This is a genomic window from Empedobacter sp. UBA7252 (assembly GCF_002472765.1).
Lineage (GTDB): Bacteria > Bacteroidota > Bacteroidia > Flavobacteriales > Weeksellaceae > Empedobacter > Empedobacter falsenii_B.
The window spans coordinates 11,214-32,371 of record NZ_DKSQ01000046.1 but is presented as its reverse complement, the minus strand read 5'-3'; the positions used below and the strand labels follow the sequence as shown (position 1 = coordinate 32,371).

The 21,158-nt window shown below is 32.6% G+C and carries 21 protein-coding genes and 1 pseudogene; 15 read left to right on the top strand and 7 right to left on the bottom strand.

Going from position 1 to position 21,158, the window contains the following annotated elements; translation table 11 throughout:
• The 3 genes from sprA to B2X73_RS06775 form a co-directional block, all read left to right on the top strand.
• A partial coding sequence (sprA, locus tag B2X73_RS06785) for a cell surface protein SprA (protein WP_291096081.1) occupies nucleotides 1-4,014 on the top strand: 4,014 nt, incomplete at its 5' end.
• A gap of 21 nt (nucleotides 4,015-4,035) precedes the next feature.
• A complete protein-coding gene (gcvH, locus tag B2X73_RS06780; protein ID WP_038335019.1) occupies nucleotides 4,036-4,416 on the top strand; it encodes a glycine cleavage system protein GcvH in 381 nt (126 codons plus the stop codon).
• Entirely contained in the window at nucleotides 4,409-4,789 is a 381-nt protein-coding gene (locus B2X73_RS06775; RefSeq protein WP_221854263.1) for a VanZ family protein, read from the top strand. The genes gcvH and B2X73_RS06775 overlap by 8 nt, the downstream gene beginning before the upstream one ends.
• A gap of 228 nt (nucleotides 4,790-5,017) precedes the next feature.
• Here B2X73_RS06775 and nadE read toward each other — a convergent pair whose 3' ends face one another.
• Nucleotides 5,018-5,812 carry an NAD(+) synthase gene (gene nadE, locus B2X73_RS06770; RefSeq protein ID WP_286495309.1) on the bottom strand — a complete coding sequence of 265 codons (795 nt, stop codon included), beginning with the start codon at nucleotides 5,810-5,812 and terminating at the stop codon, nucleotides 5,018-5,020.
• Nucleotides 5,813-5,912: 100 nt separating this feature from the next.
• Here nadE and B2X73_RS06765 point away from each other — a divergent pair, with 100 nt between their 5' ends.
• The 6 genes from B2X73_RS06765 (at nucleotide 5,913) to B2X73_RS06735 (ending at nucleotide 11,120) form a co-directional block, all read left to right on the top strand.
• Nucleotides 5,913-6,962, top strand: coding sequence for a gliding motility protein, GldB (locus B2X73_RS06765; RefSeq protein ID WP_219033845.1), 1,050 nt, complete (start codon nucleotides 5,913-5,915; stop codon nucleotides 6,960-6,962).
• A 17-nt stretch (nucleotides 6,963-6,979) separates the two neighbouring features.
• Complete coding sequence (gldC, locus tag B2X73_RS06760; protein ID WP_038335027.1) at nucleotides 6,980-7,306, top strand: gliding motility protein GldC; 327 nt, start codon at nucleotides 6,980-6,982, stop codon at nucleotides 7,304-7,306.
• Between the two features lie 97 nt (nucleotides 7,307-7,403).
• A complete protein-coding gene (locus B2X73_RS06755) occupies nucleotides 7,404-8,726 on the top strand; it encodes a TolC family protein (protein ID WP_221854259.1) in 1,323 nt (440 codons plus the stop codon).
• A gap of 751 nt (nucleotides 8,727-9,477) precedes the next feature.
• Nucleotides 9,478-10,149, top strand: coding sequence for a tRNA (adenosine(37)-N6)-threonylcarbamoyltransferase complex dimerization subunit type 1 TsaB (gene tsaB, locus B2X73_RS06745; RefSeq protein WP_221854258.1), 672 nt, complete (start codon nucleotides 9,478-9,480; stop codon nucleotides 10,147-10,149).
• Between the two features lie 18 nt (nucleotides 10,150-10,167).
• The gene (locus B2X73_RS06740) at nucleotides 10,168-10,551 is read left to right on the top strand and encodes a DUF423 domain-containing protein (protein WP_135834881.1); all 384 of its coding nucleotides are present in this window, start codon (nucleotides 10,168-10,170) and stop codon (nucleotides 10,549-10,551) included.
• 35 nt (nucleotides 10,552-10,586) lie between these two features.
• The gene (locus B2X73_RS06735; RefSeq protein ID WP_291096078.1) at nucleotides 10,587-11,120 is read left to right on the top strand and encodes a hypothetical protein; all 534 of its coding nucleotides are present in this window, start codon (nucleotides 10,587-10,589) and stop codon (nucleotides 11,118-11,120) included.
• A gap of 33 nt (nucleotides 11,121-11,153) precedes the next feature.
• Here the strand turns inward: B2X73_RS06735 and B2X73_RS06730 are convergent, their stop codons facing one another.
• The 3 genes from B2X73_RS06730 to B2X73_RS06720 all read right to left on the bottom strand — a co-directional run bounded on the left by B2X73_RS06730 (nucleotide 11,154) and on the right by B2X73_RS06720 (nucleotide 13,119).
• Nucleotides 11,154-11,714 (bottom strand): cytochrome b/b6 domain-containing protein, encoded by a 561-nt coding sequence (locus B2X73_RS06730; protein ID WP_291096076.1) that lies wholly within the window; start codon nucleotides 11,712-11,714, stop codon nucleotides 11,154-11,156.
• 56 nt (nucleotides 11,715-11,770) lie between these two features.
• Nucleotides 11,771-12,271: a hypothetical protein gene (locus tag B2X73_RS06725; protein ID WP_038335039.1), complete on the bottom strand. Its 501-nt coding sequence runs from the start codon at nucleotides 12,269-12,271 to the stop codon at nucleotides 11,771-11,773.
• Between the two features lie 161 nt (nucleotides 12,272-12,432).
• Nucleotides 12,433-13,119 carry a YceI family protein gene (locus B2X73_RS06720; RefSeq protein WP_291049664.1) on the bottom strand — a complete coding sequence of 229 codons (687 nt, stop codon included), beginning with the start codon at nucleotides 13,117-13,119 and terminating at the stop codon, nucleotides 12,433-12,435.
• Between the two features lie 100 nt (nucleotides 13,120-13,219).
• Here B2X73_RS06720 and B2X73_RS06715 point away from each other — a divergent pair, with 100 nt between their 5' ends.
• Together B2X73_RS06715 and B2X73_RS06710 are read left to right on the top strand one after the other, a co-directional pair.
• A complete protein-coding gene (locus B2X73_RS06715; protein WP_291096074.1) occupies nucleotides 13,220-14,233 on the top strand; it encodes an ABC transporter ATP-binding protein in 1,014 nt (337 codons plus the stop codon).
• Complete coding sequence (locus tag B2X73_RS06710; protein ID WP_286495302.1) at nucleotides 14,224-14,763, top strand: GNAT family N-acetyltransferase; 540 nt, start codon at nucleotides 14,224-14,226, stop codon at nucleotides 14,761-14,763. The genes B2X73_RS06715 and B2X73_RS06710 overlap by 10 nt, the downstream gene beginning before the upstream one ends.
• Before the next feature lie 82 nt (nucleotides 14,764-14,845).
• On the opposite strand, the gene B2X73_RS06705 is transcribed toward B2X73_RS06710, so the two are convergent.
• Genes B2X73_RS06705 through B2X73_RS06695 form a run of 3 tightly spaced genes read right to left on the bottom strand, consistent with a single transcriptional unit; the run spans nucleotide 14,846 to nucleotide 17,620 of the window.
• Nucleotides 14,846-15,622, bottom strand: coding sequence for an alpha/beta fold hydrolase (locus tag B2X73_RS06705; protein WP_291051625.1), 777 nt, complete (start codon nucleotides 15,620-15,622; stop codon nucleotides 14,846-14,848).
• A 3-nt stretch (nucleotides 15,623-15,625) separates the two neighbouring features.
• The gene (locus tag B2X73_RS06700; RefSeq protein WP_291049654.1) at nucleotides 15,626-16,351 is read right to left on the bottom strand and encodes a pyridoxine 5'-phosphate synthase; all 726 of its coding nucleotides are present in this window, start codon (nucleotides 16,349-16,351) and stop codon (nucleotides 15,626-15,628) included.
• 9 nt (nucleotides 16,352-16,360) lie between these two features.
• A complete protein-coding gene (locus tag B2X73_RS06695) occupies nucleotides 16,361-17,620 on the bottom strand; it encodes a mechanosensitive ion channel family protein (RefSeq protein ID WP_291096072.1) in 1,260 nt (419 codons plus the stop codon).
• Nucleotides 17,621-17,685: 65 nt separating this feature from the next.
• Between B2X73_RS06695 and B2X73_RS06690 the strand changes: the two genes are divergently transcribed.
• The 4 genes and pseudogenes from B2X73_RS06690 to B2X73_RS06675 all read left to right on the top strand — a co-directional run.
• On the top strand, nucleotides 17,686-18,171 hold the full coding sequence (locus tag B2X73_RS06690; protein WP_291078241.1) for a DUF456 domain-containing protein: 486 nt from the start codon (nucleotides 17,686-17,688) through the stop codon (nucleotides 18,169-18,171).
• 110 nt (nucleotides 18,172-18,281) lie between these two features.
• Nucleotides 18,282-18,743, top strand: a complete 462-nt coding sequence (gene rimP, locus B2X73_RS06685) for a ribosome assembly cofactor RimP (protein ID WP_291096070.1) — start codon at nucleotides 18,282-18,284, stop codon at nucleotides 18,741-18,743.
• Nucleotides 18,744-18,758: 15 nt separating this feature from the next.
• Nucleotides 18,759-19,994, top strand: a complete 1,236-nt coding sequence (nusA, locus tag B2X73_RS06680) for a transcription termination factor NusA (protein ID WP_291096068.1) — start codon at nucleotides 18,759-18,761, stop codon at nucleotides 19,992-19,994.
• A gap of 63 nt (nucleotides 19,995-20,057) precedes the next feature.
• Nucleotides 20,058-21,158 (top strand): annotated as a pseudogene (locus tag B2X73_RS06675) (translation initiation factor IF-2); the annotation flags it as partial.

Genomic DNA, 21,158 nt, shown 5'->3' with positions numbered 1-21,158 from the left:
GAGGAAGAAGCGCAACGTTATGGAATTACGAGTAATAATTTAGTGACAGGAGAATTAGATCCTGCAAATGATAATTATTTATTCTTCTTAGATGATCGCTTTAGAGGTGCATCAATCGGGAATACGGTTCAAGATCGTTACCGTTATTTCAGAAATCCACAAGGAAATAATTCAACTGATAATCCTTTACATGCATCATCTTTAACGCCAGATACAGAAGATATTAATGGTGATTTCAATTTAGATCAGACAGAAAACTATAATCAGTATACATTAAAAATTAACCGTCAAACGTTAGAAGATCCAAACAATAAATTTATTGTTGCAAGAAAAACGGTTCAGGGAGAATTTCCTGACAAAACGAAACATGATGTAAAATGGTATCAAGTTCGTATTCCTGTTGATAACTTTGATTTAGATCTTGACGGAGATGGAGTAGAAGAGTTAAACAATGATGCGTCTATTGCACAAGCAGAAAGTGTGTTAACAGCTGCTCGTTTTATGCGTATGGTGATGCGAGGTTTCGAGGAAGAAACAACTCTACGTTTTGGTACTTTTGATTTAGTTCGTTCTGAATGGCGTCGTTATACAAAAAACATTTATCCTTATATCATTAGTAATCAAGAAGGTTATGAGGAGGATAAAAATATTGATGATTTAGAAATTGGTGAGGTAAGTATCGAACGAAATGGTACAGATCGTCCTCGTTATATGATTCCTCCTGGAGTTTATCGTGAACAAACTCAAGGAACAACGGGATATCAATCTCAGAACGAAGCTTCGATGACATTGAAGGCGAAGTTTAAACCAGGAAGTACTTCAAAAGCTATTTTTAAGAATACAAATTTAGATTTGCGTCGATACAAAAAGTTGCAAATGTTTGTATCTGCTCAAAACTTATTAGATAGAGCGTCAAATGCGATTGATAATGGTACAAAATTATTTATTCGTGTAGGTAGTGATTATACAGATAATTACTATGAATATGAAATGCCGTTGAAATATACGCCACAAAGTTCTGCAACAGAAAGCACAGTTTGGCCAGATGAAAACTTTATCGATCTGAATACAGATTTGTTTACAGATGCTAAAAAACAAAGGGATGCTGATGGTTTCAGTACATTGCAACGTTTCAATTTTGCTTTTGATCAAGAGAATCCAAACAAAACGGTTTATGTAAAAGGTCGTCCAACATTGGGTAATGTCTCTTCAATTATGATTGGGGTTCGTAACACTTCTGGACCGTCTGATAAAGAAGTTTTACTTTGGGTAAATGAACTTCGTTTAAGCGAAATTGATAACCAAGGTGGTTATGCAGCTTCAGCAAATGTGCAGTTCAATTTAGGTGATTTTGCGAATGTACAAGTTTCTGGAAGCACAAGTTCTGTAGGTTTTGGTGCGATAGATCAAGGTCCTGCAAATCGTAATCAGGACGAATCATTACAATATGCGTTGAATGCACAAGTAAAATTAGACAAATTCTTACCAAAGAAATGGGGAATGGAAATTCCGTTCGATTTTACAATTCAGGAAAGTTTTGTCGATCCAAAATATAATCCATTAGACAATGATATTATTTTTGATGAAGCGCCTAATAAAGCTGAATTAGAAAAAGTTGTTCGTACTTATACGCAGTTCAAAAGTTTTGCTTTTAATAATATTCGAAAAGTTAGATCAACAAATAACAACAACCCTGTTCGTTTCTATGATCCATCTAACTTTTCAGTTTCGATGATGTATTCGGATAATTATTACCGTGATATTTACACGCAATATAACATCAACCAACAATTAAGAGCGTCGATTAATTATAATTACGGATTTAGAGGAAAATCGTACGAGCCTTTCAAAAAATGGCGTGCGGTTCAACCAAAAGAGGAATCAGGAAAATATTTACAATTTATTCGTGAATTTAATGTGAATCCTTTGCCAACACGTTTCTCTTTCCGTACAGAGATTGCGCGTACCTACAGTGAAAGACAATATCGAGATATCAGTCAATATTTAGGTGGAGGAAGCTCATCGAGTTTAATTCGTCCGACATATAGTAACAATTTCTTGTTCAATTGGCAATATAATTTAGGTTTTGATTTGACAAAATCGTTGCGTTTAGATTTAACATCTTCGACAATGACATTGAATGATGGAACAACTTTCCAGCGTGCAGATCAAGATATGATTTGGCAAAATATGTTCACAATTGGACGTCCAGTTCAGTATGATCAACAATTTCAGGTGAATTATAAATTACCTTTAAAATTCTTCCCATATTTAAATTGGATGAATGTTGAAGCTGGATTTACTTCGAATTATAACTGGATTGCAACTTCTACAGCTTACAGAAATTTTGAGACAGAAGTTACAAATCCTGATGGTTCTACATCAACACGAATTGCGAATTTAGGTAGAGGTACAGCTCAAAACTCGAATTCGATCAACTTGATGGGAGATTTAGATTTTGCAAAATTTTATCCAGAATTTAAAGGATATAAACGTTACGATTCGATCTTAAAAGGACGTCGAGCAGAAATAGATTCGTTGAATACAGTTTATACAAATTTATTTGCTAAAAAACGTCGTACAAATAAGAAATCAGCTTATAAATTCAAACATAAATTTACAGCAAAAGATTATGGTTGGATGGTTTTATCATCACTAAAGCGTGCTAATTTTACGTATAATCAGACAAATGGAGCTGTAATTCCAGGATTATTGTATGAGCCAGGTTTCTTTGGTGTTGATGGTAAAAATGGACCAACTTTAGGTTTTGTTTATGGAACGCAATTCGATATCAAACGACAATTAGTCGAAAGAGGATTGATTGTTGGTGATGAATTGATGACAGATGCGTATCAAATTACAAAAGGTTCTGATTTTAATGGAACTGCTTTAATTGAGCCTATTCCAGATTTACGAATTGATTTGAATGCAAAACGCACAAAAGATCGTCGTATTTATCATTCAGGATTTAATTTAGCAGTCGAAAATCTTTACATCGATGAATTAGCAAATCTTAATATTTCAACTGTTAATATCAAAACAGCTTTCAAAGATGGAGATGCAATTTTTGAGCAATTCCTAACAAATACTAAAACTATTTCTGGACGTTTAGCACAGAAAAGAGGTAGTGGAAATGTTGATGGATTGGGTTATTATGAAGGATTTAATGCAAGAAGTTCTGATGTACTTTTACCAGCCTTTTTAGCGGCAGTCCAAGGAAAAGATGCAGGTTCGTCTAAGTTAGGGTACAATCGTTCTATTCCAGTTCCGAATTGGCGCGTAACGTACACAGGATTGAAATCTGTTCCAATTATTAATAAATATTTTGATAATGTTGAGGTTTCGAGTTCATATAATTCGACATATACAACAACTGGTATTCAGTCCAATCCAAACTTTATGTTAGATACAGGAATTATGGGTGGTGGACAAGTGACTGGTAAAGATGAAAACGGAAACTTCTATACACAGAATTTATATGGAGCGGTTACGATGATCGAATCATTTTCACCATTATTGGGAGTGGATTTAACATTCCGTAACAGTATGCAATTACGTGCACAATATAACAGAGATCGTTTATTATCATTAAGTACAACAAATTATACGTATACAGAAGATTATGGATCTGAATATATTATTGGATTTGGGTATATTTTCAAAGATTTCAAAATGAAGATTCGTTACCAAGGAAATCAGAAAACAATCAAAGGTGACTTAAATATTCGTGGAGATTTCTCATTAAGAGATAATCAAACAACAATTCGAAAAGTAATTTATAACTTTGATGACGTACAAAATCCAAACGTACCAACAAGTATTTATGGAGATTCGCAAATTACAGGTGGACAGCGAATTATGACGTTTAAGATAACGGCAGATTATAACGTAAGTAAGAATTTGAACTTGAGATTCTATTGGGATCAGATGATGAGTAAATATAAAATTTCAACAGCTTTTCCAATTTCTCAAATTCGTGCCGGATTTAGTGCTACCTTTACATTCGGAAATTAAAAAAACAATAAAACAAACATTATGAGCATTCCAAACAATTTAAAGTACAGTAAAGATCACGAGTGGATTTCTGTAGAAGGAGATGTAGCAACAATCGGTATTACAGCTTTCGCACAAGGAGAGTTAGGAGATATTGTTTATGTTGACGTAGAAACAGAAGGAGAAACTTTAGGTCAAGAAGAAGTATTTGGAACAGTAGAAGCAGTAAAAACAGTTTCTGACTTATTTATGCCAATTAGCGGTGAAGTTGTAGAATTTAACACTGAATTAGAAGGTGAGCCAGAATTAATCAACACTGATCCTTACGGAAAAGGGTGGATTATCAAAGTAAAAATTGAAGATGCTTCTCAATTAGATGCTTTATTAGACGCAGCTGCTTACGGAGAATTAATTGGTGCATAAGACAAAAAAAATAATATTCTTTGCATATGTAGCGTTGGTGTTTTATCTGACGCTACTTCCACAAGAAAATTTCTCGAAATTAAGCACAATCAAAGAATTAGAAATCTTTTTGGAGATTGATAATTTAGATAAAATTGTACATTGTGGAATGTTTGGGATGATGACGATTTTGTTATTTGTCGCATACAAAATAACAACTCTGCGCTTGATGATAATTCCGTTTTTGGTAAGTTTTCTTATCGAAATTTTGCAAGGTATTTTAACATCACTTCATCGTAGTTTTGATTTTGTCGATTTAATGGCAAACTTATCCGGAATCTCCCTCGCATATATCGCAATAGCATATTATTTACAACATAAAAAAACTCAGTAGTATTACTGAGTTTTTTGTTTTTCTTATCTTTTTGACTTATTCAAGTGTAAACTAAGAAAATGTCATTCCGACGTTAGGAGGAATCTTCGATTCTTCATTCTACTAACGTTTTATTCAGAATGACATTTATACGTAAGTCATATTGAACTCGTTTCAACATCACATCAAAATAAAAAAAAGCAACCTTTCGCTTGCTTTTATATTGAAAAAATTAATTGTGCTTACCGCTTAGTTCATCAACTCCTCAGGAATATCACATATCGGAATTGGAACCATTTTATGTTGGTTAATACGATTTAATCTGGAATAAATCTCGAATACTTCTTTTTCTCTACCTTCAAATTCATTTGCAGTTTTTCCAGCTTCTTTCGCTTTCATTGCCCATTCTAATTCATCGTAATTTGCACCTAATTGATCTTCATCCGAACGATCATCACCAAACAAACCATCTGTTGGTTTTGCTTTTTGAATATCTGTATTAACTCCTAAAAACTCAGCAATTTTATACACTTCCGATTTCATCAAATCAGCAATTGGACTAAGATCTACACCGCCATCACCATATTTCGTATAAAAACCAACGCCAAAATCTTCGACTTTATTTCCTGTTCCTGCAACCAAATAATTGTGTAAACCAGCAAAATAATAAAGTGTTGTCATACGCAAACGAGAGCGTGTATTGGCCAAGGCTAAATTCACTTTATCCGTTGTTTCCGTTTCTGGTAAAGCCAAAACCATTGCATCAAAAGTTGAGGTTAAATCAACTTCTATCGAATCGATTGGCGACGAAAACTTATTTTTTAACCATTCAATATGACGTTTTGCTCTATCCGCTTGATTTTTTTCTTGATGAATTGGCATTTCCAAATTAAGTAAAGGGGAGCCTGTCATCGCACAAAGTGTTGAGGTTACAGCCGAATCAATTCCGCCCGAAATTCCAATCACAAAGCCTTTTTGGTGCGCTGTTTCCAAATAATCTTTCAACCAAGAAACAATATATTCTACAACTTTTTCAGTTTGCATAGTTTAATAATTTATTTCAAAGATAGCAGATTATGAAAAAAATTAGGGTTGAAAATACTACAGATTATTTTACTATTTTTGTTAGCTAAATAACCAAGCAATGAAATTTGTATATGGCTTAGCTTTTGCGAGTTTAATTTTATTTACTGCGTGCAAAAAAGAAAAATCGTGGGAAGTGGATGTCAAAGAACAAAATGTTCAGTTGAATATTCATGATATCAGCCAAGATTTTTTTAACGATTCGATTCCTTTAGCGACTTTACGAAAAGATTATCCTTTCTTTTTTGATGCAAAAACTGCGGATGATGTATGGGAAAGTCAACGTCGTAATAAAGAAGAATTGAGTATTTATGGACAATCTCGAAAGGTTTTTGGAGATTTTAAAAACTTAAATGAATCGTTAACTCCGATGTTTCAACGTTACCAATTTTATTTTCCAGAATATAAAATTCCGACGGTTTATACCTATTCATCAGGTTTACAAAATATAGATTATCCTGTGATGTTTAGTCAGCAATCTGGCTTGATGTTTATTGCGATGGATGCGTATTTGGGGTCAAAGAATAAATTATATGATAGCATTGGCGTAGAACGTTATTTACGCACAAATTTAGATTTTAATCGTTTGCCTTCTCAAGCTGTTGATGCAATTGCGAATGATGTGGTAACATTTAGCCCAAGAAATCAATTATTTATTGATAAAATGATTTATGAAGGGAAGAAATTGATTTTGCAAGATGCATTGTTAACAGATACACCAGACGAATATAAAGTTGGTTACACGCCAGAACAAATTCAGTGGTGTATTGAGAACGAAGGTCAAATTTGGAACTTTTTTGTGGAGCAAAATTATGTATTCAGTTCAGATGCTTCTTTGGATAAACGCTTTTTAGCAGTTAGTCCATTTTCAAAATTTAATAATGAAATAGAACAAGATTCTCCAGGAAGAATTGCGGCTTGGATTGGTTTGCAAATTATTCGCCAATACATGAAAGAGAATCCGAAGGTAGAATTGAAAGCTTTGTTAGATGATATGGATGGTCAAAAAATCTTCAAAGATTCTAAATATAAGCCAGCTTTAGAAAGTAATAATTCAACAAATTATACAACAAAAACAATTGATGGTAAAGTTTACCATTTTGTGAAATAAACTAATAATTAGAAGTTATGAGAACAACAAATATTACGGTAGAGATTGAATTGGACGAAAATCACGTACCAGAAAAAATGACTTGGAATGCACCAGACGGTGGAATTAGTCACGAAGAAACAAAAGCAATGTTACTTTCTGTTTGGGATGATAAAGCAAAAGAGGCTTTGCGTATCGATTTGTGGACAAAAGAAATGACACAAGATGATATGAAACGTTTCTTTCACCAAATTTTAATTTCAATGTCTAGTTCTTACGAAAGAGCAACAGAGGAAAAAGAAGTTGCAGAAAGAATCGCTGCTTTTGCAGAAGAATTCGCAATTGCTTCAAAAATTAAAGGTTAAGATTTTAACCAAATAAAAACTTTAAGTCGAATTTCGTAACATTTTGGTTAGAAATTCGACTTATTTTATATCTTTAATTTTCTGACAAGAATAGTCTATGAAACAATTATTTTTTACTTTACTATTTATTACTTCTCTTCCTTCGTTTGCCCAAGAAGGATGGACAATTGAAAAATGTATTGAATATGCTTCGAAAAATAATTTGACTGTTCAACAGAATACCATCAACCAAGAAATTTTTAATAAAAATTTAGAATTAACCTATAACGCTTGGTTGCCAACGGTTTCGGGTTATGTAGATACTAACTTTACTATCGGAACTTATAATCCAACAATAGAAAAGGGATATTATCAATTTGCGCATTCATTTGGCGTACAATCTAGCATCAATATTTACAATGGTGGAGTTGTTCAATTGAATAAAGACAAAGCTGCTTTGGAATTAGAAGCGTCGAAAGTACAAACTGCGATGACGATAAATGATATTTCGTTACAAGTTGCAAATTATTATTTGGCGGTTTTATTGAACAAAGAATTGAAACAAGTTGCAGTAGGAAATCTAACTATTTCGAAACAATTATTGGATCAAAATCAAAAGAAATTCAAAGCTGGTTCAGTAGCTCAATCTGTTGTTGCTCAATCTGAATCTGAAGTCGCGACAAATACACGTGAAGTGGTAAATGCACAAATCGAAATAGAGCGTGCATTGTTCAATTTAGCGATGTTGTTGCAATTAAATGATTACCGAAATTTTGCTGTAACTGATGTCAAAATTCCAGATAATGTAACGTCTCAATTGTATAATTTGGATGATGTGGTAGAAACGGCTTATCAAAATCAGCCTTCTGTAAAACATGCCGAATTGCAAATTGATGTTGCTGCGAAAGAAACTCAAATCGCGCGAACTTCATTATTTCCAAAAGTGACAGGAAGTTTCAATTTCGGAACGAATTATCTACAATATTTCAATAAAAGATTACGTCAAGATGCATTATTAGAGCAATTAGGACATAATGTAACAGGCGTTTTTGGAGTTGGTGTGAGTATTCCAATTTGGAATCAATATTCCTATAAAATTAATATTCAGAAAGCATTAATCAACGAGGATTTAGCAAAAGTTGACCTTCTACAATCGAAACAAGATGTGCTGAAAAATGTTCAATCTGCGTATTTCGAAGTAAATAGTTCTTATGCGTCATACGACTCGTCGAAAGAAGCGGTAAAATATGCGAAAATTTCATACGATTTTGCACAAAAATCTTACAATGCTGGAGTCATTAATCAATACGATTTTAACCGTTCGCGTAATGATATGATGGTTGCAGAATCGCAAATGTTGCAAGCGAAATACAATTACATTTTTAAACAAAAAGTATTAGATTTCTATGCTGGCGTTCCAATAACGTTGGAGGAGAAATAGAGGTTTAACTATTTTAATAACCTTTTTTTGATATAATTTATTTCTAGATTTTTTAAATTTAGAAATGATAAATATTCAAGATTACGTAAAAAGTTTTTTGTCTCACTTTCCAGAAAATGCAAATCAGCAACCTTGGGAAATCGTAGATAATTAAGAAGAAATTCTTACGAATAAAATTCAGCAACTATCTGATGATTATAGGATCGAAGGTAATGTTGCGATTCATAAATCTGCAACTGTAGAGAAAGGAGTTACACTAAAAGGAACAATTATTATTTCAGAAAATTGTTTTATCGGAGCGCATGCCTATTTACGTGGACCAATTTTTCTTACGAATTCGGTTATTGTTGGTCCGGGATCAGAAGTAAAACAAGCAATTCTTTTTGAAAAATCAGCAATAGCTCACTTCAATTTTGTTGGAAATAGTTTAATTGGTGAAAATGTAAATTTTGAGGCTGGTTCTATTTGTGCGAATCATTACAATGAACGTATTGTTAAAACATTTCTGTAAAAGTCAACGATCAAATTATTTCAACTGGTGTAACGAAATTTGGAGCTTTGGTAGGAGACGATTCAAAAATTGGAGCAAATGCAGTTCTTTCTCCAGGAACTATTTTAGAACAAAATTCTATTGTGGACAGATTAGAATTGGTCAAAGAAATCGATTAAAGCTAACTATTTTCTCTATTTCCGAAAGAAAATCATCTTATCAAACATAAATCATCTAACTTTCGTGATGTATCTTTGCAGCATGGCAACAATCTTAAATTTAGAAACTTCAACAAAAAATTGTTCGGTTTCGATTGCTAAAGATGGCGTTCAACTATGTTTGGTTGAAGAAAGTGATGAAAATTATGCACATGGCGAAAAACTGAATCAGTTTGTGGATTGGTGTGTGGAAGGTGCGCAAATAAATTGGAAAGATATCGAGGCGGTTTGTGTTTCAAAAGGTCCAGGTTCTTACACAGGTTTGCGTATTGGCGTTTCGTCTGCTAAAGGTTTTGCATATGGTTCTGATATTCCATTGATGGCGATTAATTCGTTGCAAATTTTGGCGGAATCACAATTGAATCAAGAGGTCGATTATATCATTCCGATGATTGATGCAAGACGAATGGAAGTCTATACAGCTTTGTTTGATAAGCAAGGAAATCAGTTAACAGAAACAGAAGCTAAAGTAATCGATGAAACTTCTTTTGAAGAATTGAAAGGAAATAAAATTATTTTTGTGGGTGATGGAGCAGAAAAATGTCAAGAAGTTTTAGCGCATTTAGATGCTACGTTTATACAAACTTTTCCATCGGCAAAAGATATGATTCGTGTTGCGGAAGAAAAGTTTAATCAAAAATCATTTGAAGATGTTGCGTATTTCGAGCCATATTATTTGAAAGATTTTGTGGCAGGAAAAAAGAAATCTGAATAAAATAAAAAGAGATAATTTATGAAAAATCTTGTGTTGACAATCGCTTCATTATACGGAATGACGGCGGTTATATTAGGCGCTTTCGGAGCTCATGCGTTCAAGAAAATTTTACCTGCCGAAAAATTAGCAAGTTTTGAAGTTGGGGTACGTTACCAAATGTATCACGCAATCGTCTTGTTAGCTGTTGGAATGTATTTTCAATTTAATAGCGGATTAGAACGCTCTGCAGCTTGGTGTTTAATTGCCGGAACATTTGTTTTTTCTGTAAGTATCTATTTATTGTCATTCGCAGAACATTGGAATGCAAACCTTAAATTTTTAGGACCAATTACGCCACTTGGAGGATTATTCATGATTATCGGTTGGGGTTTATTGGCTTGGATTTTTATGAAAGGAAAATAATTTTCTTTAAATTTATATAATTGTTAATCAGTTATATGAATTTGTATAATAAATTATTGGTTGGATTATTATTTTTATTTGCAATTAATACAAAAGCGCAAGATAAATTAGTATTGACGACTCCTTTAATCTTTAAATTAGAAGGTTTTAATAGCAATTCTGAATTGAAATTGTTTAACAACCAACAATTTCAATACAAGTCTGTTTTTCTTAGCTGTATTGTAGAGTTAGATAAAAACGGTAAAGAAATCAATAATGCTGATTATGGTTTTGCTGAAGGAACTTATCAAGTAAAGGATAATAAATTAATCTTAACTGTAAAATCTTCAAGCAACTATTATTCTTTAGAAAAAGAATATTACTTTTTGATTCTTGATAAAAAGACTTTTTTGATTTCTAACAAAGATCGAAAAAATCTCAAAGAAGCAAGAATGCAAAGACCAAATAAATCTTTTCCGAATTATATTATAGATACGGATAATCGTAGAGAATATACATTTTATAGTACTGATCAAAAAGTAACTATCGAAGGTTACGAAAAAGATAAAATATATCAAATGTTTAAATAAAAAAGACACTTTATAAAGTGTCTTTTTCTATTTTTAATCTTTACCATTTATCATTTTAGAAACAATTCCAGAATTTTTATTGACTTCATCGATAATAACTCCAATGAGATGAATAATAAAAAAGATAGGAAACCAATAAATTGCAGTTTTATGCAGTTCTTCCATTGGGTCTTTGTAAGTTCCATTTCCCCACATTAAATAAAATCCTGTCACAATATTAATTAGCATTAATAAATAGAAAATCATATAAATTATTCCCTGAAACTTTTCGGATGTTGAATGACTTTTCAAGGGATTAGGAAATCGGATTCCCTTTATCAGCATATAAACAATTCGGGCAGCAAAAAGACCTAAAGCGATATAAGCAAATATTTCGTGCCATTGCCACATTGGTTCTAAAGAACTTCTTCCAATTGTTTTTAAAGTAGCGTCAGAAATGTTTAAACCTTCTTTTGAAACTTCATTGGTAATTAAAGCAGAAAGATTTTTCTTGCTCATCCATTCCATTCTCAAAAAGCCAGTTAAGAAAAGCATTATCATCGATATTCCGATTGTCCAATGTAATAATCGATGAGTTAAAGTAAACTTTTTCATAATTTATAGTGATTAAAAAAACCTCTCTAAATTGAGAGGTTTTTGTTGTATTTTTTTTATTCAAAATCGTCTTCCGTGAATTCGAATTCTTCAAATGTACATTCTATTTCGAAAGGAATATCTTTTTCAGATTCTTCTACAAAATCTTGCACTTCACCTTTCCAATTCAAGGTCAAAATTCCTTTGTCGTTTACACTAAAAGTTAATTCGTTGTTTACCGTTTCGTAATCTTCTTCCGAAACATTCAACGTTGTATAATATACTTCCACAGTTTCACCTTCTTCGTCTTCTTCCTCGGCAAAACCGTAAGGAATAGAAACTTTTTTACCGTTTAATTCTTCTACAGATTCTACATCCAAAGGAAAATCATCAATAAATAAAGAAAGTTGAGGAAAATCGTTTTGTAACGAATCGCCTTCTACGTGTTCTAAGTCATCAGTCGAATGTATTTCGACCAACAAACATTTTTTATTTCCTTGAAAAACGACTTTGCATAACGATTTTTCAATATTATAATTAAATGTTTCATCCGGATGGAAGAACTTAATTGTTTTCATTGTTTTGTTAATGTATGTTATTAATTATGAGTACGAATATAATTAAGTTCAATTAATTATCACAAAAAAAATGAGAGAAATTATATTTTTTCGCCTCTAAAACAAAAAAGCCATCTATCTAAGATAAATGGCTTCTATTATTTTATGAATATTCAATTCGATTATTTTGCAGCTTCTTCAGTTGCAGCAGCTGGTTTAGCTGATAAATCTACTTGTAATAAAACTTCGTCTTTTATGATAGAACCTCCAGCACCTACGAATGCAATTCCGAAATCTTTACGGTTAATTCCGAATTCTTCAGATTTGATTGTTACACCATTCGCATCAACAGTTACATTAGCTTTGAAAGTTACATTTTTAGGAACTCCACGGAAATCTAAGTTTCCAGAAATTTCTGAATTGTAATCTCCACCTTCTAAAGTTTTAACTCCTGTAATTTCGAAAGTTGCAGTTGGGAATTTTTCAACGTCTAAGAAATCAGCAGATTTTAAGTGTCCATCTAATTTTCCTTTGCTTTCTGCATCAGCATCTAAATCTTTAGATTCGAAAGAAGCAAAATCAGCAACAAATTTTCCTGATTCTAAAACTCCGTCGTGTACTTTTACAGAACCTTCTTTTAATTTTACAACTCCGTAGTGACCTTCTTCTGGTTTGTTAATATCGTCAAAAGTTTTTCCACCTTTCCAATTTACAACAGATGCAGTTGTATCAACAGCATATTCTGCAGCTCCTTCAGTTGATGTTGCTCCTTCTTGAGCTTCAGTTGCAGCTTTAGTTTCAGTTTTTCCTCCACAAGAAGTTAATGCAACAGCAGAAACAACAGCCAATCCTAAGAATAATTTTTTCATATTGCTTTTTTTAATTTTTTCTTTTACAAAACTATAATATAAATTAATAGTTGATATTGATTTATATCAATAAATGAAATAATTAAACAATTATTTCATATTGAATAAATCTAATACCTTAGCCAAACATAAGAAAAATTATTCAATCGTGCTAAACGTAAAACAACTCAGTTATAATTATCCAGATTTCGAAGAAAAAGTACTCGATAACATCAATTTTGCAGTTAACAAAGGCGAAGTGGTAAGTATTATCGGAGAAAGTGGAAGTGGAAAATCAACTTTACTGAAATTGATTTATGGATTGTTGGATTTTAAAGAAGGAGAAATTTACTATCATACCAAAAAATTACGCGGACCTGCTTATAACTTGATTCCAGGTCATAAGATGATGAAATACGTAGCGCAAGATTATGATTTGTTAGATTTTGTAACGGTTGGTGAGAATGTCGGGAAATTTTTAAGTAATTTTGATTTAGAGCTTAAACAACAACAAATTGACGAAGCGTTAACGGTTGTTGAAATGTTAGAGTATAAACATATTTTTCCGAATAAGTTGAGTGGTGGTCAGCGACAGCGTGTGTCTATTGCACGAGCTTTGGCACAACAACCCGAAATTTTGTTGTTGGATGAACCTTTTTCTAATTTAGATCAAATATTAAAATTAACCATTCGAGAAAAAATTATGGATTGGTGTAAAGCGCATCAAATTACAGTGATTTTTACAACGCATGATTTGAATGATGCTTTTTATACTTCGGATAAAATTTTAGTTTTGCAAAACGGAAAAATGATTCAGTTTGATGAGGTCGAGAATGTGCGAAATTCTCCTGCAACAGCTTATGTGGCCAAACTTTTTGGTTATGTAAATGTGTTGGATGATTCGCAAGATTTAGGAATTGATTCGTCTAAAATTGTGATTTATCCAGAAGAAATTACAATTTCTGAAAATGGAAAATTTGAAGGAAAAGTAATTTCATCAAAATTTCAGGGAAGAGATTATTTGGTAAGATTTACATTCAAAAACATTGAATTGTTGATTTATTCTTCTCAAAAATTAATGAAAGATGAGTTGATACATTTTGAAGTTATAAAATTTCATCAATTATGCATTTAGAAAGTTTACAAGTAACGGAATTGTGTAGCGAACGATTAATTTTGATGCCGTTCACGATTTCCATTTGCGAAAATATATTACAGAATAATTATACCGAATTAGAGCAATTAAATTTAGTTAGAGGAAAAGGTTGGCCAGATGCAGATGTAATAGAAACATTGCCTCGAATTATTGTAAACTTGTCTAAAGTTGACGCACCAACAGGTTTCGAATCGTGGATGATTATCAAGAAATCAACACGAGAAATAATTGGTGACATTGGTTTTAAAGGTTATAATTTTGTTGGAAGAAGTTGTGATATTGGTTATGGAATTATCGAAGCAGAAAGAAAACAAGGTTTTGCCGCTGAAGCAGCTGCGGAATTGATAAATTGGGCATTTACAAAAGAAACTTTAGAAGAAGTAACCGCTTGTTGTTTGATAGAAAATATTGGTTCAACGAAACTTTTGACAAAACTAAATTTCTCTGAATTGAGTCGAGATTCAACTATGATTTATTGGTCGTTGTTGAGAGAAAATAAATTGAGTTAAAAATAGATTCTTCGACAAGACCGGAATGACAATCAGATATAAAAAAAAGCGAGGTTCAAATTTTGAGCCTCGCTTTTTTAAATTATTTATTCAACAAAAAGTTCAAAACCTCTGCTGTAAAATCTTTCGGATTTTCAGCATGTAACCAATGTCCTGCATTTGCAATTTTCTTGATTTCCGCATTTGGAAAACGTTCCTTGATAATCATTTCATCTTCTGGCATAATGTAATTTGAATTTGCACCACCCAAAAATAAAGTTGGACCATCAAATTTGCCTTTTAACAATTCAGAACCAACCATTTCTTGGTAAAATTTATCTAAAACATCTAAATTGAATCGAAAAGCATATTTTCCATTATCGGCGTGGTAAACGTTTTTCAACAAAAATTGTCGCACACCAATTTCAGGAATATATTGTTCCAAAGTCGTTTCTACATCTTTTCGAGTTTCAACTTGATCAAAATTAACAGATTTCAACGCTTTGAAAATCGCATTATGATGAGGTTGATACGCTTTTGGTGCCATATCCACAACAATCAAATGATCTAATCTATTTTGATGAATCATCGCAAAATCAATCACAATTCTTCCGCCAAGCGAATGTCCCAACAAATGTGCTTTTTCAATAGAATTTGCATCCATATAATTCACGATATCTTGTGCCATCGCTGCTAAAGAAGAATCTTCGCTATGAAAACTACGTCCATGATTGCGTAAATCAATCAAATGTGTTGTAAAATATTCGCCAAAATGTTTTCCTAATGTGCTCCAATTATCCAATTGTCCAAACAATCCATGAAAAACCAATAAATGTTTTTCACCAGAGCCGACAATTTTGCTATGTAAGATTTCTGCCATTTTCTACAAATTTGCTAATTCAATTTTACGTAAATACGCTTGTATCGTATTTTCTAAACCTAAATATAGAGCTTCAGAAATTAACGCGTGACCAATAGAAACTTCTGCAATTGTTGGAATTTCGCGAATAAAATATTCAATATTATCTAAACTCAAATCGTGTCCAGCATTTACAGCCAATCCATTTTCGATTGCTAATTTTGCCGTTTCTTTATAAGGAAGAATTGCGTCAAGATTTCCTAAACCGTATTGCGTCGCAAATTCTTCTGTGTACAACTCGATTCGATTAGCACCAGTTTTCGCAGCACTTTCAATTAAAGCAGGATTTGGATCTAAGAAAATAGAAGTTCTGATTCCAGCATCTTTAAACGTTTTAATCACATCTGTTAAATAATCAAAATGTTTGATTGTATCCCAACCAGCGTTTGATGTAATCGCATCTTCTGCATCAGGAACCAAGGTAACTTGTTCTGGTTTTGAGTTTAAAACCAATTCCATAAAACTATCAATCGGTTTTCCTTCAATATTAAATTCAGTTGTTACAACAGGTTTCAAATCGTAGACATCTTGGTAACGAATATGACGTTCGTCTGGACGCGGATGAATCGTAATTCCTTGTCCTCCGAATTCCTGAATTTTGATTGCCGCTTCTACAAGATTTGGCGTATTTCCACCACGCGCATTACGAATTGTAGCAATTTTATTTATATTAACACTTAATTTAGTCATGATTTTATATTATAATTTTTTTATATCAGAAAGCGAAATGCTTTGCATAATTTCTAAGTCAAATTTACGACAAGCTGTTAACAAATGATCGAAAATATCAGACTGAATTCTTTCAAACTCCAAATTGCTTGCCGAAGTTGTAAAACATCCAATTTCTAAGGGCATTCCAAGCGGAGAAACAGGTAATTGTTTTACGATAATTGGATCATTTTGCGAAACTGTTTTCAAACTTTTTAAATAATGTTCAACATAAATTCTAAAAACACCAATATTGGTTAAGTTTTTACCATTAATATCTAAATCAGAATTTTCAATGTTTTGATTATAGATAGAGATTTCGTGACGTTTTTGTTGAATATAATGATGAATTAAAGTAATATTTTCGAAACGATTTAACATTTCTTCGTTACAAAACTGAAACGAATTTACATTAAACGAAACAGAACGTTTTATTTGACGTGTTTCAGTTGCCAACATCGCCATATGATTGGTTACCTGAGACGATACCAAATCTACAGTTGGAACCGTTGCAATAGATTTATCAAACTTCTCAATTTTTACTAAATTGATGTTAATTTCTTTTACTGTTCCTTCAATATCGCCTTTGGAAACGGTAATCCAATCGCCAACTTTTACAATTTTAGAATAGGAGATTTGCAAACCAGAAACAAATCCGAAAATTGCATCACGAAAAATCAATAAAACAGCTGCGGTTAAAGCTCCGAGAACGGTAATAATTGTGTTTTTATCAACCGTAAACAAAATCATTATTCCAGAAATAATCGCAAAAAATGTGATAATAAACTTCAACATTTGCCCAAAAGTTCGCACTCCAACTGTTGTATAACTATTTTCTTCGTTGTACACATCAATAATTGTATTGATAACTCGGAAAATAAGTTGCGTAAAAACGATTAATGAAATAAGTTGTGTAATGCGTTGAACAACATGAAAAATATTTCCTTCATTCTTGAACAAAATAACATTCATGCTTAATGCAAAACTGATTGGAACAAGATGAATAGCTGAAAGAAAGACTTTGTTTTTGTACAAAAACTTCAACCAATCGTTTTCGGTGAAATTCTTTAATTTTTTTAGAAGCGGAAGAATAATAACTCTTAGCACAAAATCTATCACAAAAAGAATAGCTATCCAAGTAACAATTTCTAAAAAGGTAAAAAGATTTTCGGATAAATCAATTTTGAAATATTGATTGAAAAAAAATTTTACACCATCAGAAAATTCTTCATAAAAAGATTTATCTTGCATAAGCTGTTAATTGAGTTTAAATAGATTTGTTTGTGCAAAGTTACAGTTTTAAAAATACTAAAATAATGGATAACGATAGTATACTAAATCTTATTAGTGGAATTTTATTGGTTGTTGGTTTGGTCGGAACTGTTTTGCCAGCTTTACCAGGAGCACCTTTGGCATTGGTCGGATTATTGGTTTTTAAATTCAGTAGTGATTGTAGTTACAATTGGGGAACGATAATTATTGCAGGACTTTTTGTGTTATTAGGTGCGCTTTTAGATTATTTATTACCAGCTTACATGACCAAGAAATTAGGTGGAACCAAATACGGGATTTGGGGATCTATTGTAGGATTAATCATCGGATTATTTTTTCCACCAATCGGGTTTATCGTAGGTCCTTTTCTGGGAGCATTATTAGGCGAATTGGTTTTTACTGCGGCTTCGCCTAAAGTTGCATTAAAATCTGCTTTCGGATCTTTTGTAGGATTTATTTTAACAACAGGTTACGACATTATATTAACGTTAATCTTTATCGGAATATTTGTATATCAACTGATGAATTAATCAGATTAAATGGTTGAAATTAGGTCAATAAAAAAAAATGATGTATATTTGCAAAGAATTTAAAGGAATAAATGGAGGAGGGCTGGTTATAGCTCTCTTTTTCGTTGTATATGGATTCAAATAAAGTAAAACAGCTGATAGACGAAGCAATAGCGGAAAATCCGTCATTGTTTCTTATCGATTGGAAAATCACTCCAGATGATAAAATTGTAATTTTAGCAGATGGAGACGAAGGTCTTTCAGTCGAAGAAATTGTAAGAATAAGCCGATATGTAGAGCACAATCTTGATAGAGAAGAATGTGATTTTGCATTAGAGGTTTCCTCTCCTGGTGTAGGAAGTAACCTAACCATGTCACGCCAATTTGTCAAAAATGTAGGAAGAACTTTAGAAGCTACATTAAGCGACAAAGTGATGGAAGGCGAAATTGTAGAAGCCGATGAAGAAGGTGTTACAATTTTTTGGGAAGCGCGCGAACCAAAACCTGTTGGAAAAGGAAAAATTACAGTAGAACATAAAGAAAAAATAAATTACGCTGACATCAAGAAAGCGATTATAAAAGTCACCTTTTAAAAAAATTAAAGTTTAATGGACAATCTTGCATTAATTGAATCTTTTGGAGATTTTAAAGACGATAAGAACATCGACCGTATTACGCTTATGGCAATCTTAGAAGATACCCTGAAAAGTGTTTTGAAAAAGAAATATGGTACAGATGATAACTTTGATATTATTGTAAATCCTGATAAAGGAGACTTAGAGATTTGGCACAACCGTATCGTTGTAGAAGACGGTTTTTCAGAAGACGACGCAACAGATATCGAATTATCTGAAGCACGTAAAATTGAGCCAGATTTTGAAGTAGGTGAAGAAGTATCGGAAAAAATTCCGATCGAAGCATTAGGTCGTCGTGCAATTTTAACTTTACGCCAAACATTGGTGTCTAAAGTAATGGAGCATGATAATTCTAATTTATACGAAAAATTTAAAGGTTTAATCGGAGAAGTAGTTACGGGAGAAATCCATTATGTACGTCACAAACAAGTGATTATAATGGATGACGAACAAAACGAAATGATTTTACCAAAAGAAAATCAAATACCATCAGATTTTTTCAGAAAAGGAGATACATTACGTGCTGTTGTAGATGACGTAAAATTGAGAGGAGCAAAACCTCAAATTATTTTATCTAGAACATCACCAAAATTTTTAGAGAAATTATTTGAACAAGAAATTCCAGAGATTTTAGACGGATTAATTACAATCAAAAATGTAGTTCGTATCCCTGGAGATAAAGCAAAAGTAGCAGTAGAATCTTACGACGATCGTATCGATCCAGTAGGAGCTTGTGTTGGAATGAAAGGATCTCGTATCCATTCAATTGTACGCGAATTACGTAACGAGAATATCGACGTAATTAACTACACAAATAACATGAGTTTGTTTATTCAACGTGCTTTAAGCCCAGCTAAAATTTCGAATATCGAAATTAATGAAGAAGAAAACAAAGCCTTAGTTTACGTAAATGCAGACGAAGTTTCGAAAGCAATTGGTAAAGGAGGTTACAATGTTCGTTTAGCTTCTAAATTAGTTGGAATGGAAATTGATATTTTCAGAGAAGGAGCCCAAGACGAAGACGTAGAATTATCAGAATTCTCAGACGAAATCGATGCATGGGTAATCGATGCATTTAGTGCTATCGGGTTAGATACTGCCAAAAGTATTTTAGAACAAGATGTTGATGATTTAATTAAACGTACGGATTTAGAAGAAGAGACGATCTTAGACGTAATCCGTGTGTTAAAAGAAGAGTTTGAAGATTAATTCATACTCAAGTCATAAACAATTCATACATTTGCAAACATTAAAATAAGAGATTAGCTTCATATGTCGGAAACAATAAGATTAAGTAAAGTATTAAAAGAATTAAATATATCAATAGATAGAGCTGTTGATTTTTTAGAAGGGAAGGGTACAACAGTAGAAAAAAATCCGAACTCTAAAATCGACGTGCCAACTTACGATATTTTAGTTAATGAGTTCCGATCTGATGCTAAACAAAAGCAAGCTTCCGGTGAAGTAGTCATTAACAAAATTTCAGATATCAAAGCCGCTGAGAAAAAAGAAGCAGAGGCAAAAGCTGCAACTGAAAAACCAGTAGAAAAGAAACCTGAAATCATTGAAACGACGAAAGTTGAATTGGAAGGACCAAAGACTGTTGGAAAAATAGACTTAGATGCTTTGAAACCTAAAGCCAAAGTAGAAAAATCTGCGGCAAAAGAAGAGGTGAAGAAAGAAGAAATCAAGAAAGAGGAGGCACCAAAAGCTGAACCTAAAACTGAATCAAAAGAGGAACCGAAAGGACCGAAAGTGATAAAAGTTATTGATCTTGATAAAATAAATAATACAGGTAAACCTAAAAAGCAAGATTCTCCAGCTCCTAAAAAAGAGCAAGCAGAACCTAAAAAGGCGGAAGCACCGAAGGCGGAAGTTAAAAAAGAGGTGAAGAAAGAAGAACCTAAAAAGGTGGAAGAGGTTAGAAAGCCTGAAATAAAAACGGAAGCGAAGCCTGAAGTGAAGAAAGAAGAAATTGAAGAAGTAGCAGCAGTTGAACCTCAAAAAATTGAAACTGTCTACACAAAATTAGATGGACCTAATTTTACAGGTGCAAAGATTGACTTATCTAAATTTGATAAGAAAAAAACTGACGATAAAAAAGGGAATCAAAAAGGTGCTAATAACGCTGCTGACAAGAAAAAGCGCAAACGTATCCAGAAAAACGTTAAACCAGAAGATGTAGCAAAAGCTGGAGAAAACGGAGGAAACAATAATAATCGTCAAGGTGGTAACAATAACCACGGAGGAAATAATAATAACCGCCAAGGTGGTAATAACAACCATGGAGGAGGAAATAATAACAACCGTCAAGGAGGTCAAGGACAAGGAGGAAATCGCCCAGGAGGTCAAGGCGGCAATCGTCAAGGTGGT

Bases quoted from the DNA above. Each gene is read 5' to 3' on its own strand.
- B2X73_RS06695 (WP_291096072.1), bottom strand. From the start codon at position 17,620: ATGCAAGATAAATCTTTTTATGAAGAATTTTCTGATGGTGTAAAATTT.
- B2X73_RS06710 (WP_286495302.1), top strand. From the start codon at position 14,224: ATGCATTTAGAAAGTTTACAAGTAACGGAATTGTGTAGCGAACGATTA.
- gldC (WP_038335027.1), top strand. From the start codon at position 6,980: ATGAGAACAACAAATATTACGGTAGAGATTGAATTGGACGAAAATCAC.
- B2X73_RS06755 (WP_221854259.1), top strand. From the start codon at position 7,404: ATGAAACAATTATTTTTTACTTTACTATTTATTACTTCTCTTCCTTCG.
- gcvH (WP_038335019.1), top strand. From the start codon at position 4,036: ATGAGCATTCCAAACAATTTAAAGTACAGTAAAGATCACGAGTGGATT.
- B2X73_RS06725 (WP_038335039.1), bottom strand. From the start codon at position 12,271: ATGAAAACAATTAAGTTCTTCCATCCGGATGAAACATTTAATTATAAT.
- B2X73_RS06705 (WP_291051625.1), bottom strand. From the start codon at position 15,622: ATGGCAGAAATCTTACATAGCAAAATTGTCGGCTCTGGTGAAAAACAT.
- B2X73_RS06690 (WP_291078241.1), top strand. From the start codon at position 17,686: ATGGATAACGATAGTATACTAAATCTTATTAGTGGAATTTTATTGGTT.
- B2X73_RS06765 (WP_219033845.1), top strand. From the start codon at position 5,913: ATGAAATTTGTATATGGCTTAGCTTTTGCGAGTTTAATTTTATTTACT.
- B2X73_RS06700 (WP_291049654.1), bottom strand. From the start codon at position 16,351: ATGACTAAATTAAGTGTTAATATAAATAAAATTGCTACAATTCGTAAT.
- rimP (WP_291096070.1), top strand. From the start codon at position 18,282: ATGGATTCAAATAAAGTAAAACAGCTGATAGACGAAGCAATAGCGGAA.
- B2X73_RS06720 (WP_291049664.1), bottom strand. From the start codon at position 13,119: ATGAAAAAATTATTCTTAGGATTGGCTGTTGTTTCTGCTGTTGCATTA.
- B2X73_RS06735 (WP_291096078.1), top strand. From the start codon at position 10,587: ATGAATTTGTATAATAAATTATTGGTTGGATTATTATTTTTATTTGCA.
- B2X73_RS06730 (WP_291096076.1), bottom strand. From the start codon at position 11,714: ATGAAAAAGTTTACTTTAACTCATCGATTATTACATTGGACAATCGGA.
- B2X73_RS06740 (WP_135834881.1), top strand. From the start codon at position 10,168: ATGAAAAATCTTGTGTTGACAATCGCTTCATTATACGGAATGACGGCG.
- nadE (WP_286495309.1), bottom strand. From the start codon at position 5,812: ATGCAAACTGAAAAAGTTGTAGAATATATTGTTTCTTGGTTGAAAGAT.
- nusA (WP_291096068.1), top strand. From the start codon at position 18,759: ATGGACAATCTTGCATTAATTGAATCTTTTGGAGATTTTAAAGACGAT.
- tsaB (WP_221854258.1), top strand. From the start codon at position 9,478: ATGGCAACAATCTTAAATTTAGAAACTTCAACAAAAAATTGTTCGGTT.